Origin of the sequence: Glycomyces artemisiae (assembly GCF_003002955.1) — a bacterium.
Lineage (GTDB): Bacteria > Actinomycetota > Actinomycetes > Mycobacteriales > Micromonosporaceae > Glycomyces > Glycomyces artemisiae.
In genome coordinates this window covers 21222-34361 of record NZ_PVTJ01000010.1, presented here as the reverse complement: position 1 = coordinate 34361, position 13140 = coordinate 21222, and the positions used below count along the sequence as shown (strand labels likewise).

Here is a 13140-nt window from a genome sequence, read left to right as displayed (position 1 = left end):
ACCAGGGCGATCACTGTCCGTGATCGTCCTGTGTGTATTCAGCAACGGGATCGCCTATTGCACTCTCCGCAGTCTCATGATAGCGGAATCCCAGTCCGCCGGGGTCCACCGCATCGGCAGCCCCAGCGCATTGAGCGCAGCGCCCCAATGGGTCTCGCCCGTGTCCTCGTCGACCCACCGCGAATCGGACGGAATCCCCGCGGGCCGCAGCGGCGCCAGCGGGCGGTTGCAGTGCCATGGGGTCTTGAACGCCAGCACCGCGATCCGGTCGCCGAGGACGTACTGGACGCCCGTCAACGCGTCCGCCTCCGGGTCGCCGAGCCGGTACTGCGCGCCGTGCTGCACGACCGGCCGCAGCTGCTTGTAGAGCGCGATGTGCGCCGCGGCCTCTTCCAGCTCGGCCTCCGACCACTCCGAGAGGTCGCCGCCGACGGCGAGCACCCCGGCGCTGGCGACCTGGAAGCGGAAGCGCAGCGAGGTGGTGCGGTGGTTGAAGCCGCTGGGCTCGTCGGTGATCCACGCGCCCATGGCCCGCGCCGGGTACGCCTGGCTGAAGCCGTACTGGATGTTGACGCGGTCTCCGGCGTCGGTGTTGTCCGAGGTCCACACCTGGTCGACGTAGCGCAGGATGCCGGGGTCGACGCGGGCCGCGCCCCCGGCGCAGCCCTCGATGCGCACGCCCGGGTGGGCGCGGCGCAGGCGGTCCTTGAGGGCGTAGACGGCCTGCACGTGCTCGAAGTAGGCGCGGTCGGGGTCGTCGGAGCCGGGGCGGCCGACCTCGGTGAGGGGCCGGTTGTGGTCCCACTTGACGTAGTCGATCGGGTTGTCGCCCAAGAGCTTGTCGAGCCAGCCGAAGGCCCATTCGGCGACCTCGGGGCGGCCGTAGTCGAGGACCATCTGCTGCCGCAGCTCGGTCCGCTCGCGGCCCTCCTGGTGCAGGACCCAGTCCGGGTGGGCGCGGTACAGGTCGGAGTCCGCGTTGACCATCTCCGGTTCGACCCAGATGCCGAACCGCATGCCCGCCTTGTGGACGGCGTCGGCGAGCGGCGTCAGGCCGTCGGGGAACCGCTCGGGGTTGTGCCACCAGTCGCCGAGCCCGGCGTTGTCGGTGGTGCGCCGCCCGAACCAGCCGTCGTCGACGACGAACTGCTCGCAGCCGATGCGCGCGGCCAGCTCCACCAGCGGCAGCTGCTTCTCCTCGGAGACCTCGAAGAACACCGCCTCCCAGGAGTTGAACAGCACCGGCGCGTCCTCGTCGGCCGTGGGCATCACGTGGCGGCGCAGGTGCTCGTGCCAGGCCCGCGAGGCCCCGCCGAAGCCCTCGGTGCTGAGCAGCCCGGAGTACACCGGGGTCGTCCAGGTCTCGCCCTCGCGCAGCGTCCAGCGCAGCCCCTCCTGCCCGGCGCCGCCGGTGACCGAGACGCGGCCCTGCGCGGAGCGGCGCAGCTGGACCCGCCAGGACCCCGACCACGCGAGGTTCGCCGAGTACACGGTCCCCGCGGTCTCGGTGGCGGTGCCGTCGTCGAGGGCGATCCACGGGTTGGCCTGGTGGCTGGTGTTGCCGCGCCGCGAGCCGAGGACGGTCTCGCCGACGGGCAGCTCGGTGCGCCGCAGCTGCCACTCGCCGGCCCACTCGCCCGAGAGGTGCGAGAGCCGGTAGCCGCCCCAGTGCGGGAGCGTCCAGGCCGCGGAGTCGAAGCGCGAGACCTCGACCGGCGCGCCCGCCTCGATCGCGGCCCACCGGTCGAGGACCCCGGTGTCCCACAGGCGGTAGTGCAGCGTCAGGACCAGGTCGCGGTCGGTGAAGCTGATCGCCAGCGCGTCGCCGTCCACCGAGAAGTCGCGGTAGTTCCACGCGAAGCCCTTGGCGCCGTCCGGGTGCCGCAGCTGGAGGGACGGGGTGGCGAACTGCGGCCCGAGCTCGCCGAGGAGCTCGGCGCCGGTGTGGAGGCGGTCGTCGAACGAGTAGGCCTCGCGCCACTCCCGCACCAGGGACGGGACGGCCCCGTCGGGGATCTCGGGCCCCCAGTACAGCTGGCGGGGCAGTCCGTCGCCGAGGCCGACGACGTAGGACAGGCCGGCCCCCGACAGGTGCCAGGTGCGGGCGGCTTCGTCGAAGCGGATGGGCATGCGGGCTCCTCTGCGATCGGTGCGGGGACCAGTCTGCACGGCGCCCGCACCACCGGCAAACGATATCCCCGCCCGTGGACGGGGGACGTTGCCCGATCCTTCACCCGGCCGCAACGCCCGCGTCACCCCGCGGCGGGCGCCGCGGGGGTGAACGGGCACGTGGGAGGGGCGTGCAAGACTATTGGCATGCTTCACGCGGTGGTCCCCGCAGGGGGTTCCGGAACCCGGCTCTGGCCCCTGTCTCGCGCGCAACGACCCAAGTTCCTGCTGCCGCTGACCGGCACGGACTCGTCGCTGCTCCAATCGACCGTGGAGCGGGTGCGGCTGCTGTCGCGGCCCGACCACGTCTACGTCGTCACCGGGGCCGCGCACGCGGTCGACGTGGCCCGCCAGCTCCCCGACGTGCCCGGGGACAACATCCTCGTCGAGCCCTCCCCCAGGGACTCGGCCGCCGCGATCAGCCTCGCCGCGGCCGTCATCGCCGAGCGCGAGCCGACCGCGGTCATGGGCGCGTTCGCCGCCGACCATCTCGTGCCCGACGGCGAGGCGTTCGCCAAGACGGTCGAGCGGGCCATGGAGCTGGCCGGGACCGGCCTGCTCATGACCATCGGCATCAACCCGACGGGCCCGGACACCGGCATGGGCTACCTGCGCATCGGCGCGCCCGTCGGGCCCGGGTACCAGCTCGAAGCGTTCGTGGAGAAGCCCGACCAGGTCTCCGCGGTCGAGTACGTCTCCTCGGGGAACTACCTGTGGAACGCCGGGATGTTCGTGTGGCGCGTCGACGTGTTCCTCGCCGAGCTGGCCCGCCACCGCCCGGCCCTGCACGAGGCCGTGCGGACCCTCGCGAAGGCCTGGGACTCCACCGGCCGCGAGGCCCTGTTCTCGCAGCTGTGGCCGACGCTGGAGAAGATCTCGATCGACTACGCCGTCATGGAGCCCGCCGCGGCGGCCGGTCGCGTCGGCGTCGTCCCCGGCGACTTCGACTGGCACGACGTGGGCGACTACAACACGCTCGGCCAGGTCCTCAAGGCCGCCGACAAGGTCGGCAACGTCGTCGTGGAGCCGCGCGGCTCCGGCCGGGCGCTGCTGACCGAGTCGAAGCGGAACGTCGTCGTCCCGGCTTCGGGGCGCCTCGTCGCCACGGTCGGCGTCGACGACCTCATCATCGTGGACACGCCGGACGCGCTCCTGGTGTGCCCCAGGGACCGCGCGCAGGAAGTGAAGGGACTCGTGGAGGAGTTGAAGCAGTCGCAGCGGAACGACCTCGTCTGATGGGGCCCTTGCAGCTCGCGCCGCGCACGCGCACCGCCCTCGCCGCCGTCCTCCTCGCCTGCGCCGTCGTCGTCATCCTCGTCGCGTTGTCGCAGTGGCTGTTCGGCGCCGGGGTCGACCCGCGGGACGACACCATGAGCCGCGCCGCCGGGATCGGCTTCACCGACGAGGCCCGCGGCACGCTCTTCTCGATCCTGCCCGTCGCGCTGCCGCTGCTGGCGGCGCTCGTCGCGCCGCCGACGAGACCCGGACGGGTGATCGCACGGTCGACCCGTCTCGTCTACGCCGCCTACATCGTTATCGGAGTGCTGCTGGCGTTGACAGCGGCACGGTACGGATTCGACGAGGCCGGGCAACTGGCGAAGGAAGGACAGGTCTTCATCGACACCCGCGCGGCGGTCGAACGGCTGCTGCTGGACGTCGTGTGGCTCGTGCTGGCCGCCATCGGCCTCGCATTCGCACAGAAGGCCGGAAAAGGCGAGCGAACCTCCACTGCGGAGGCTGTCAAGTAAGGTCCCCCGCAAGCGTGAGTCTGAGGGGTCCTTCCATCGTTCGGATCACTGTGCGCTATCGTCTGATATCGAACCGTTATCGAATAGCGATGAGCACTCATCGTCCATAGAGATGAGTCAGGCGGCGCGGCCCCATCTTCAGGCCGCCCGCGGGGCATCGGACTTAATGCAGGACTTGACCACCAGCGGGCGACCGGCGCGCCCGCCGCAGGGCCGTACGCGTTTCAGGGGAGGGGACGCGTGCACGCCTCAAGTCCGCATTCCGGTGCCGTGCAAGTGATTGCAAGGGGGGAGCACCGAATTTCCGGTGCGCGAACGAGGAGGCGGACGTATATGGACGGCCGTGACTACTTGGCCGACCTGTTGGGTAACGTTCCGGAGTGGCAGGTTCGCGCGCTGTGCGCGCAGACCGACCCGGAGGCGTTCTTCCCCGAAAAGGGGGGCTCCACGCGGGATGCGAAACGCATCTGCGCGCGGTGCGAGGTCAAAGAGAACTGTCTGCAGTACGCACTCGACCACGACGAGCGGTTCGGCATCTGGGGCGGGCTCTCGGAGCGGGAGCGCCGCAAGATCAAACGCCAGGCCCGGGAGGCGGCGCGGCGCCGCCACGAGCGGCTGCCGGTGGTGGTGTGCCTGCCGACCCCGATGATCAACCCCGCGCTCGCCGCGGAGTTCGCCTTCACGGCCGAGGCTCCGCACGCGGAGCCGGTCCTGATGGGCGGCTGCCGCAGCGAGGCGCTGATGGACGAACTGGTCGGACCTCGCCGAGGCGAGCCGGCCGCACCGCGGGCAACGGAGCCCGCGCCCGAACCCCGCGTGCCGGTGGCGGCGTAAGGGACATCCCGACGAGCGGATGAGGGGACGGAGTCGAACGATTCCGTCCCTTCGCCGTTCCCGGCGAACCGTGAAACGGGACATTCCCGATTTGTCCGTCCGGGGGACCCCTTGTTTTCAGTCTATGCCGCAGGTCCGACATTCCCGTTCGAACAAGGCGCGAGCACCGCTCAGAACTCCAGGTCCTCCGGCGGGAGGTTCAGCAGGGACGCGAGCTGCTCCACCAGGACCGAGCGCACCAGCGACTCCATGTCGGCCTTGCTCTCGCCGCGCAGCTCGATCGGCCTGCGGTAGAGGACGATCCGCGGCGAGGCCGCCGCGGTGCCGGGCTGCGACGGGTAGAGCTTCGAGAGCGGCACGCCGCGGTCCTCGACGATGTCGGCGTCGTACGACTGCGGCTCCGGCGGCACCTCGTCCACCGCGAACTCGATGTGGCGCAGGTCGGTGAACTTGCCGCCCAGCGTCTCCGCGAGCCGCCGCTCGATCGCGACCACCGACTCCATGACCAGCGCGTCGAACTCCTCCACCGGGGTGCGCCGCAGCGGCAGGGCCCCGGGCGCCAGCGGGCCCCGCATCCCCCGTCCGTGTCGATCTCTGCGCATGGGGCCACCTTAGCGTCCGGGTCGGACGAAACGGGCCCCCGAGAGACCCCGCGCCGCGAATCGATCCGCGGCCACTGGTCAGCAACACCGACTTCGACACCGCGAGTGGTAGTTTCGTGGGGTGAGGTCGGATCGGCGTTGCTCCCGGAACGGCTGCCGCCAGCCTGCGGTGGCCACTTTGACATATATCTACTCGGATTCGACGGCTGTGGTCGGCCCGCTCTCGACGGCGCGGGAGCCCCACAGCTACGACCTGTGTGATGCGCACGCCCGGCGCCTCACCGTGCCCCACGGCTGGGAGCTCGTCAGGCACCAGGGCGACTACGCCGTGCCCATGCCCACCGACGACGACCTGGTCGCCCTGGCCAACGCCGTGCGCGAGGCCGCGGTCGGCGAGCGCCACGAGGACCCGGGCGAGCCCGACGACGCCGCGACGCTCGCGAGCCGCCGCCTCGCCGAGGCCGATCCGGCTCCGCGCCAGGGCTTCCGGTCCGCGACTCCGCAGTTCGGTGCCCGGCGTCACCTCCGGGTGGTGTCCGGCGACGAGGACATGCAGGGTTAGTCTCGTGTGCGGGGGCGGCCCCTCCGCAGCGGCGCGGCGGGTCCGCGGAGGCTCCCTCCCCTGATCGGCCCCGCATGCACACCCGAAAGGCGGCAGCAGCCCGTGGCTCCCAAGCTCAGTGAATTCGTGAAGGCCTACGACGTCCGCGGACTCGTCGGATCGCAGCTCACGCCCGCTGTCTTCGAGGCGATCGGCGCGGCCGCCGTCGCCGTCACCGGCGAGAAGACCTGGGCCGTCGGCCACGACATGCGCGACTCGGGCCCCGGGTTCGCCGAGGCCTTCGCGCGCGGCGCCGCCCGCGCCGGCGCCGACGTCATCGACGCCGGGCTGTGCTCCACCGACATGCTGTACTTCATCGCGGGGCTGCGGAACGTCGCGGGCGCGATGTTCACCGCCAGCCACAACCCCGCCGAGTACAACGGCCTCAAGATGTGCCTGCCCGCCGCGCGGCCCATCGGCCTCGACACCGGCCTGGCCGACATCCGCGACAAGGCCCAGGCCATCCTCGACGGGGAGCCGGCCTCCGAGGCCGAGAAGCCCGGGACGGCCACCAGCGAGGACTTCCTCGCCGCCTACGCCCAGTACATGCGCGACCTCGTCGACCTCTCCGGCATCCGCCCGCTCAAGGTGGTCGTGGACGCGGGCAACGGGATGGGCGGCCACACCGTCCCCGCCGTCCTCGGCGACCAGCTCCTCGCCGCGCTCCCCCTCGACATCGATCCGCTCTACTTCGAGCTCGACGGGACCTTCCCCAACCACGAGGCCAACCCCCTCGAACCGAAGAACATCGTGGACCTCCAGGCCCGCGTCAAGGAGGCCGGCGCCGACCTCGGCCTCGCCTTCGACGGCGACGCCGACCGCTGCTTCGTCGTGGACGCCGACGGCGAGCCCGTCACCCCCTCCGCGATCACCGCGCTCATCGCCGCCCGCGAGCTCGCCAAGCACCCCGGCTCCGCGGTGTGCCACAACCTCATCACCTCCAAGGCCGTCCCCGAGATCATCGCCGAGCACGGCGGCCGCCCCCTGCGCACCCGCGTCGGCCACTCCTACATCAAGGCCGTCATGGCCGAGGAGGACGCCGTCTTCGGCGGCGAGCACTCCGGGCACTACTACTTCAAGGACTTCTGGTTCGCCGACACCGGCATGCTCGCGGCCATGCACGTGCTCGCCGCCGTCGGCGGCTCGGACCAGACGCTCGCCGAGCTGGCCGCGGACTACGTGCGCTACACCGCCTCCGGCGAGATCAACTCGAAAGTGGACGACCCGCACGCGAAGATCGAAGAGGTCGCCGCGCACTTCGACGCCCAGGAGGGCGTCGCGACCGACCGCCTCGACGGCCTCACCGTCTCGTTCCCGGACGGCTCCTGGGCCAACCTGCGCCCCTCCAACACCGAACCGCTGCTGCGGCTGAACGCCGAAGGCCCCGACACGGCCTCGATGGAACGGCTGCGCGACGACATCCTCCGCATCGTAAGGAACTAGGCCATGCCCGCCACCGCGCCCAAACCAGTGCTCCTCGAACTGCTGCGCTGCCCCGAACCGCACCACGCCCCGCTCGCGTACGACCGCGAGGAGAACGCCCTGACGTGCTCCGAGTGCGCGAAGGTCTTCCGCGTCGAGGACGGCATCCCCGTGATGCTCCTCGATGGTGCGACCGAATAGCGCCGCCGCCGAGCAGCACTGCGGCGCAGCGGCTCCCGAGCGGCGCCGAGCGCGCGGCGGGCGCCCCCGAGCGATCCCACCCGGCAACCGAACCGCGACGGCCGAGGCAGGCCAAGGAGGAACAGCATGGGTCTTGAGGACGACGGCTTCGCCGGCATCACCGGCGACCGGCTCCCGGACGAACGGCGCATCGAAGGCGACCTGAGCGAGTCGATCCGCCCCGGCGGGGCGCTGTGGGCGCTCGCGTCGGCCGGGCCGCAGCTGCGCGAGTCGGCGGCGCTCGCCGCCGACGCCGGACTGGGCGCGCTCGCCGAGGAGGGCCGCCCCCGCGCGGTCGTCGTCGCGGGCGTCGGCACCGCGGCGCGCACCGGCGACATCCTCGCCACGGTCGCCGGGCCCCGCTGCCCGGTCCCGATCCTCGGGCACCGCTCCGCGGGCGTCCCCGGCTGGGTCGGCGCCGCCGACGTCGTCATCGCCGTCTCCGCGTCCGGCCGCAGCCCCGAGGCGCTCGCGGCCGCCGAGGCCGCCGCCAGGCGCGGCGCCCGCCTCGTCGCCATCGGCGCCCCCGACTCCGAGCTCCAGGCGCTCGCCGAGCGCGCCCGCGCCTCGTTCGTCGCGGTCCCGCGCCGCGCCCCCGCGCGCCTGAGCCTGTGGGCCCTCACCGTGCCGGTCCTCATGGCGGCCAGGGAACTCGGGCTCGTGAACCTGGTCGAGGCCGACATCGCCGAGACCGCGCGGCGCCTCGACGAGGACGCCGAGCGCTGCCGCCCCGACGCCGACGCGTACGTCAACCCGGCGAAGGAGCTGGCGATGAACCTCGCCGGGTCCATCCCAGTCGTATGGGGCTCCAGCCCGCTCGCGGGCGTCGCGGCCCGCCGCTTCGGCGACATGCTCGCCGCGAACTCCCGCTACCCCGTCGTCTCCGGCGAGCTGGGCGAGGTCGGCCGCGGCCGCGTCGGCCTCCTCGACGGCGTGTTCGGGTCGCTCGCCGAAGGCCAGAAGGACATCTTCGCCGACCCCGACGACGGCGACGAGCTGACCCGGCTGCGGATCGTGCTCATGCGCGACGACGGCCTCGACGGCGACGACGCCAACCCGAAACCCGACACGCGGCGCGCCGACGCCGTCGCCGACCTGGCCGGGCGCCGCGGCGTCCGCTGCGACGTGCTCCCCGCCGAGGGCGGCTGCGCCCTGGAGCGGCTCGCGTCGCTCATCGCCGTCCCCGACTTCGCGTCGGTGTACCTCGCGCTCGCGCACGGCCTCGACCCGATGCGCGTCCCCGCGGTCTCCGAGATGAAGGACTACACACTCGGCAGCGAGTGAGCGACAAGGCGTGAGGGCCGCGGACGGCGCGCCGTCCGCGGTCCATGCCGTGCAGGTGCCCCGCGTCATCCATCTGAGGACGCGGGCTACGGTACGCGTGGGCCCGACGGATAGAGTTGTGGTCTCCGGAACGAGATGAGTGAGGAGCGGCGGTGCAGGGGCTCTACGGCGTCATCCGCAACTACGCGTGGGGATCGCAAATCGACATCGCCAGGCTCCAGGACCGCGAGGTCCCGGCCGACCTGCCCGAGGCCGAGGAGTGGTTCGGCGCCCACCACAGCGCGCCCTCGACCCTCCACGACGGGCGCCCCCTCGACGCCGCGATCGCCTCCGACCCGGCCGGGATGCTCGGCGAGCGCGCCCACGAGCGCTTCGGCCCGAAGCTCCCGTTCCTGCTCAAGCTCCTCGCCGCCGCGAAGCCGCTGTCGCTCCAGGCGCACCCGAACGCCCGCCAGGCCCACTCGGGCCACCAGCGGGAGATGCGCATCGGCATCGACATGGCCTACCGCAACTACGTGGACGACAACCACAAGCCCGAGATGCTGGTGGCGCTCACCGAGTTCCGCGCGATGTGCGGCTTCCGCGACCCGCTCGACGCCGCCGCCGACATCGAGGCGCTCGGCGTCCCCGAGCTCGAAGGGCTCGCGGCCACGCTGCGCGACAAGAAGGCCGGGCTCCGCAAGGCCGTCCCCGACCTCCTCGGGCTCGCCCGCGACGAGTGCCGCTCGATCATCGACGCCGCCGCGAAGGCCGCCTCCGAGCTCGCGACCGACGACGGCGCCGACCTGGTGTCGCTCGCCCGGTCCTACCCCGACGACCCGGGCGTCCTGGTCAGCCTGCTGCTCAACCACATCACGCTCCAGCCCGGCGAAGCGGTGTACATGCCCGCGGGGAACCTCCACGCATACCTGCACGGCTTCGGCGTCGAGATCATGGCCGCCAGCGACAACGTGCTGCGCGGCGGCCTCACCAACAAGCGCGTCGACGTGCCCGAGCTGCTGCGCGTCCTCGACTTCCAGGCCATGGCCGACCCGCGCACCGCCGCCGAGGACGACGGCCCGGTCCGCACCTGGCCGGTCCCCATCGACGACTTCCGGCTCCGCCGCGTCAAACTCACCGGCGCGCCGCTCTCCATCGACGTCGACGGCCCCCGCATCTGCCTGTCCACCGGCGGCGAGGTCACCGTCGCCGACGACCAGGGCGCCACGGCCCTCGCGCCCGGCCGCGCCGCGTTCTCCGCGGGCACCTCCGGACCGGTCGTCGCCAGCGGCGAGGGCGAACTGTTCATCGCCAGCGCCTAAGGCCCGCAACGAAAGACCGGCCCTGCCACGATGTGGCAGGGCCGGTTCCCATCTGCAACGCGGGAATCTGCGTTCTAGAGCTTCTTCTGGACGTCGAGGTCCCTGCACAGGGCCCGATAGCCGACGGCCTCGTTGATCGCGATCATGTGATCGTTGGACTCGGCGTTCCAGGTGTGCACGTACCGGAGCTTGGGCCGGTACTGGCGCAGCGCCCGCTGGTTGGCGATCTTGAGGATCGTGCCGAGGCGGTGGCCGCGGTGCGCGGGGTCGACGGTCGTGTCGTTCTGCCCGGCGTGCTCCTCGTCGCCGGGGAACACGAGGATGTCGGTGAGCCCGGCGATCTCGCCGCTCTCGACGTGCCGGACCGCGGCGGCGAGCTGGAGCTGGCCGCGGGCGGTGAAGGTGCGCTCCTCGTCGCGGACGCGCTCGGCGTCGTAGACGGAGGGGCGCATGTCGAGCTCCTCGCCCATGGGCGGGTCGGTGGACATGCGCTGGCGCATGGCGGCGACGCCTTCGACGACGTCGTCGGGGGCGTGGTTGATCCACTGCACGAGCTCGTAGCCCGCGGCGTGCTCCCAGGCGCTGACGTAGAGCTTGGCGAGTTCGTCGTCGTCGACGGCGAAGAGGTCGTTGCGGCGGTGGATCTCCTGGTCGACGGTCTTGTAGCCGCGGGCGGCGGCGAAGTGCTGCCCGGCGTGGTCCTGCTTGGGGGCGCCGTCGAGGGAGTCGGTGACTGCGGACAGGAGCGTGTCTCGGCCGAGTTCGGCGGCGCGGCGCTCGGCGTGTTCGAGGAGCGCGGTGCCGACGCCGCGGCGGCGATGGTCGGGGTGGACGAGCAGCTCAAGCGCGGCGAGGTGCTGGTTGTCGGTGAGGAAGGTGACGAGCTCGACGTAGCCGACGACGGTGCCGCCGGAGACGGCCGCGTACCGCTCGGGCCGGATCGCCGCGGGGTACAGGAGCAGGCGGAGGCGCTGGAGGGCGGGCCTGCTCTGGGGCGTGCCGGGGTTGTCGTGCTCGTACACGGCGCGCTCGACTTCGATCCAGCCGTCGACCAGGTCGCGGTCGAGAGGATCGATCGGGACGATCTCGATGTCAGGGTTGCTCACGCCCTGACCCTCCCCCATGTGGAGGGCGGCGCGCAAACGAATTTGATGACAGCGCTTGCCAATCGGGGCAAAAATGTGCCGGGCGGCCACCCCAGACCGCCCGGCACTCCCCCCGGTTTGGTTTCCCCGTGGCGCCTGCGGAAATGGTCTGGAACCCGGTGGATTCCCGCATCTCCGTGACGCTGCGTATCTGCAATATTACCCACCGCCTCAGCAGTGTCAAGCAGAAACAGCGGTTGCGGCAAATTTTTTTCCGTGTCGCCTGCCACGGGCGCCCCAGGAGCCCCGCGCCCGGCGTGTCGCGTGCGCGGCGCCACGGTCCCGTTCAGCTGGGGCCCAGGGGCCGGCGCGTAGCATTTCAGGCATGACGAACACGCTGCGAGCCGAGGACTACAAGGTCGCCGATCTCAAGCTGGCCGACTTCGGCCGCCACGAGATCCGCCTGGCCGAACACGAGATGCCCGGGCTGATGGCCCTGCGCGAGCGCTACGGCGCCGACCGCCCGCTGGAGGGCGCGCGCATCACCGGGTCGCTGCACATGACGATCCAGACCGCGGTGCTCATCGAGACGCTCACCGCGCTCGGGGCGCGGGTGCGCTGGGCGTCGTGCAACATCTTCTCGACGCAGGACCACGCCGCCGCGGCGATCGCCGTCGGGCAGGGCACGCCGGAGGCCCCGCAGGGCGTCCCGGTGTTCGCGTGGAAGGGCGAGACGCTCGAAGAGTACTGGTGGTGCACCGAGCGCGCCCTCGACTGGGGCTCGGAGGAGCCGAACCTGATCCTCGACGACGGCGGGGACGCGACGATGCTCGTCGTCAACGGCGCGAAGTTCGAGGCGGCCGGGGCCGTCCCGGAGGCGTCGACGGCCGACAGCGAGGAGGAGGCCGTGGTGCTCGCGCTGCTGGCCCGCTCGCTCAAGGAGGACCCGGCCCGCTTCTCGCGCAAGGCGGCCGCGGTCAAGGGCGTCACCGAGGAGACCACCACGGGCGTGCACCGCCTGTACGAGCTGGAGCGCGAGGGGCGCCTGCCGTTCCCGGCGATCAACGTGAACGACTCGGTCACGAAGTCGAAGTTCGACAACAAGTACGGCGTGCGGCACTCGCTCGTGGACGGGATCAACCGGGCCACCGACGTGCTCATCGGCGGCAAGGTCGCGGTGGTGTGCGGCTACGGCGACGTCGGCAAGGGCTCGGCCGAGTCGCTGCGGGGCCAGGGCGCGCGCGTCATCGTCACCGAGGTCGACCCGATCTGCGCGCTCCAGGCCGCCATGGACGGCTACCAGGTGCTGACGCTTGAGGACGCCGTCGAGTACGCGGACATCTTCGTGACGACCACCGGCAACCGCGACATCATCTCGATCGAGCACATGCGCCGGATGAAGCACCAGGCGATCGTCGGGAACATCGGCCACTTCGACAACGAGATCGACATGGCCGGCCTCGCCGCCGAGCCGGGCGTCAAGAAGCTCGAAGTGAAGCCGCAGGTGCACGAGTGGCAGTTCGCCGACGGGCACTCGATCATCGTGCTGTCGGAGGGCCGCCTGCTCAACCTGGGCAACGCGACCGGGCACCCGAGCTTCGTGATGAGCAACAGCTTCACGAACCAGGTGCTCGCGCAGATGGAGCTGCACACCAAACTGGAGGCGTACCCGGTCGGCGTGTACACGCTGCCGAAGCACCTCGACGAGGAAGTGGCGCGCCTGCACCTCGACTCGCTCGGCGTCAAGCTGACGACGCTGACGAAGAGCCAGGCCGACTACATCGGCGTGCCCGTGGAGGGGCCGTACAAGCCCGACCACTACCGCTACTAGCCCTATATCCTATATCCTATATC

11 protein-coding genes and 1 pseudogene are annotated in these 13140 nt (G+C 71.6%); 9 read left to right on the top strand and 3 right to left on the bottom strand.

Features of this window, described 5'->3' with window-relative positions:
* Positions 1 to 54 precede the first annotated feature (54 nt).
* Positions 55 to 2130 (bottom strand): alpha-galactosidase, encoded by a 2076-nt coding sequence (locus tag B0I28_RS22235; RefSeq protein WP_106366061.1) that lies wholly within the window; start codon positions 2128 to 2130, stop codon positions 55 to 57.
* Between the two features lie 186 nt (positions 2131 to 2316).
* On the opposite strand from B0I28_RS22235, the gene B0I28_RS22230 reads away from it, so the two are divergent.
* From B0I28_RS22230 to B0I28_RS28540, 3 genes and pseudogenes are all read left to right on the top strand, one after another.
* Positions 2317 to 3405: a mannose-1-phosphate guanylyltransferase gene (locus B0I28_RS22230; protein WP_106366060.1), complete on the top strand. Its 1089-nt coding sequence runs from the start codon at positions 2317 to 2319 to the stop codon at positions 3403 to 3405.
* Positions 3405 to 3917 carry a hypothetical protein gene (locus B0I28_RS22225; protein WP_106366059.1) on the top strand — a complete coding sequence of 171 codons (513 nt, stop codon included), beginning with the start codon at positions 3405 to 3407 and terminating at the stop codon, positions 3915 to 3917. Before B0I28_RS22230 ends, B0I28_RS22225 begins: the two co-directional genes overlap by 1 nt.
* A gap of 333 nt (positions 3918 to 4250) precedes the next feature.
* Positions 4251 to 4502, top strand: a pseudogene (locus B0I28_RS28540) (WhiB family transcriptional regulator); the annotation flags it as partial.
* 419 nt (positions 4503 to 4921) lie between these two features.
* On the opposite strand, the gene B0I28_RS22215 reads toward B0I28_RS28540, so the two are convergent.
* A complete protein-coding gene (locus tag B0I28_RS22215; protein ID WP_106366058.1) occupies positions 4922 to 5353 on the bottom strand; it encodes a metallopeptidase family protein in 432 nt (143 codons plus the stop codon).
* A 121-nt stretch (positions 5354 to 5474) separates the two neighbouring features.
* Between B0I28_RS22215 and B0I28_RS22210 the strand changes: the two genes are divergently transcribed.
* The 5 genes from B0I28_RS22210 to manA all read left to right on the top strand — a co-directional run bounded on the left by B0I28_RS22210 (position 5475) and on the right by manA (position 10201).
* Positions 5475 to 5915: a DUF3499 family protein gene (locus tag B0I28_RS22210; RefSeq protein WP_106366057.1), complete on the top strand. Its 441-nt coding sequence runs from the start codon at positions 5475 to 5477 to the stop codon at positions 5913 to 5915.
* Between the two features lie 102 nt (positions 5916 to 6017).
* Positions 6018 to 7397, top strand: coding sequence for a phosphomannomutase/phosphoglucomutase (locus B0I28_RS22205; protein ID WP_106366056.1), 1380 nt, complete (start codon positions 6018 to 6020; stop codon positions 7395 to 7397).
* 3 nt (positions 7398 to 7400) lie between these two features.
* A complete protein-coding gene (locus B0I28_RS22200) occupies positions 7401 to 7577 on the top strand; it encodes a Trm112 family protein (protein ID WP_106366055.1) in 177 nt (58 codons plus the stop codon).
* Between the two features lie 126 nt (positions 7578 to 7703).
* Positions 7704 to 8900 carry an SIS domain-containing protein gene (locus B0I28_RS22195; RefSeq protein ID WP_106366054.1) on the top strand — a complete coding sequence of 399 codons (1197 nt, stop codon included), beginning with the start codon at positions 7704 to 7706 and terminating at the stop codon, positions 8898 to 8900.
* 152 nt (positions 8901 to 9052) lie between these two features.
* Entirely contained in the window at positions 9053 to 10201 is a 1149-nt protein-coding gene (gene manA, locus B0I28_RS22190; protein ID WP_106366053.1) for a mannose-6-phosphate isomerase, class I, read from the top strand.
* 74 nt (positions 10202 to 10275) lie between these two features.
* Here manA and B0I28_RS22185 read toward each other — a convergent pair whose 3' ends face one another.
* The gene (locus B0I28_RS22185; protein ID WP_181245906.1) at positions 10276 to 11307 is read right to left on the bottom strand and encodes a GNAT family N-acetyltransferase; all 1032 of its coding nucleotides are present in this window, start codon (positions 11305 to 11307) and stop codon (positions 10276 to 10278) included.
* Positions 11308 to 11671: 364 nt separating this feature from the next.
* Between B0I28_RS22185 and ahcY the strand changes: the two genes are divergently transcribed.
* Positions 11672 to 13117: an adenosylhomocysteinase gene (gene ahcY / locus B0I28_RS22180; RefSeq protein WP_106366051.1), complete on the top strand. Its 1446-nt coding sequence runs from the start codon at positions 11672 to 11674 to the stop codon at positions 13115 to 13117.
* Positions 13118 to 13140 lie beyond the last annotated feature (23 nt).

Excerpts from the sequence above, each read along its gene's own strand:
- B0I28_RS22225 (WP_106366059.1), top strand. The coding sequence starts at position 3,405 with ATGGGGCCCTTGCAGCTCGCGCCGCGCACGCGCACCGCCCTCGCCGCC.
- B0I28_RS22230 (WP_106366060.1), top strand. The coding sequence starts at position 2,317 with ATGCTTCACGCGGTGGTCCCCGCAGGGGGTTCCGGAACCCGGCTCTGG.
- B0I28_RS22215 (WP_106366058.1), bottom strand. The coding sequence starts at position 5,353 with ATGCGCAGAGATCGACACGGACGGGGGATGCGGGGCCCGCTGGCGCCC.
- B0I28_RS22235 (WP_106366061.1), bottom strand. The coding sequence starts at position 2,130 with ATGCCCATCCGCTTCGACGAAGCCGCCCGCACCTGGCACCTGTCGGGG.
- B0I28_RS22195 (WP_106366054.1), top strand. The coding sequence starts at position 7,704 with ATGGGTCTTGAGGACGACGGCTTCGCCGGCATCACCGGCGACCGGCTC.
- B0I28_RS22200 (WP_106366055.1), top strand. The coding sequence starts at position 7,401 with ATGCCCGCCACCGCGCCCAAACCAGTGCTCCTCGAACTGCTGCGCTGC.
- ahcY (WP_106366051.1), top strand. The coding sequence starts at position 11,672 with ATGACGAACACGCTGCGAGCCGAGGACTACAAGGTCGCCGATCTCAAG.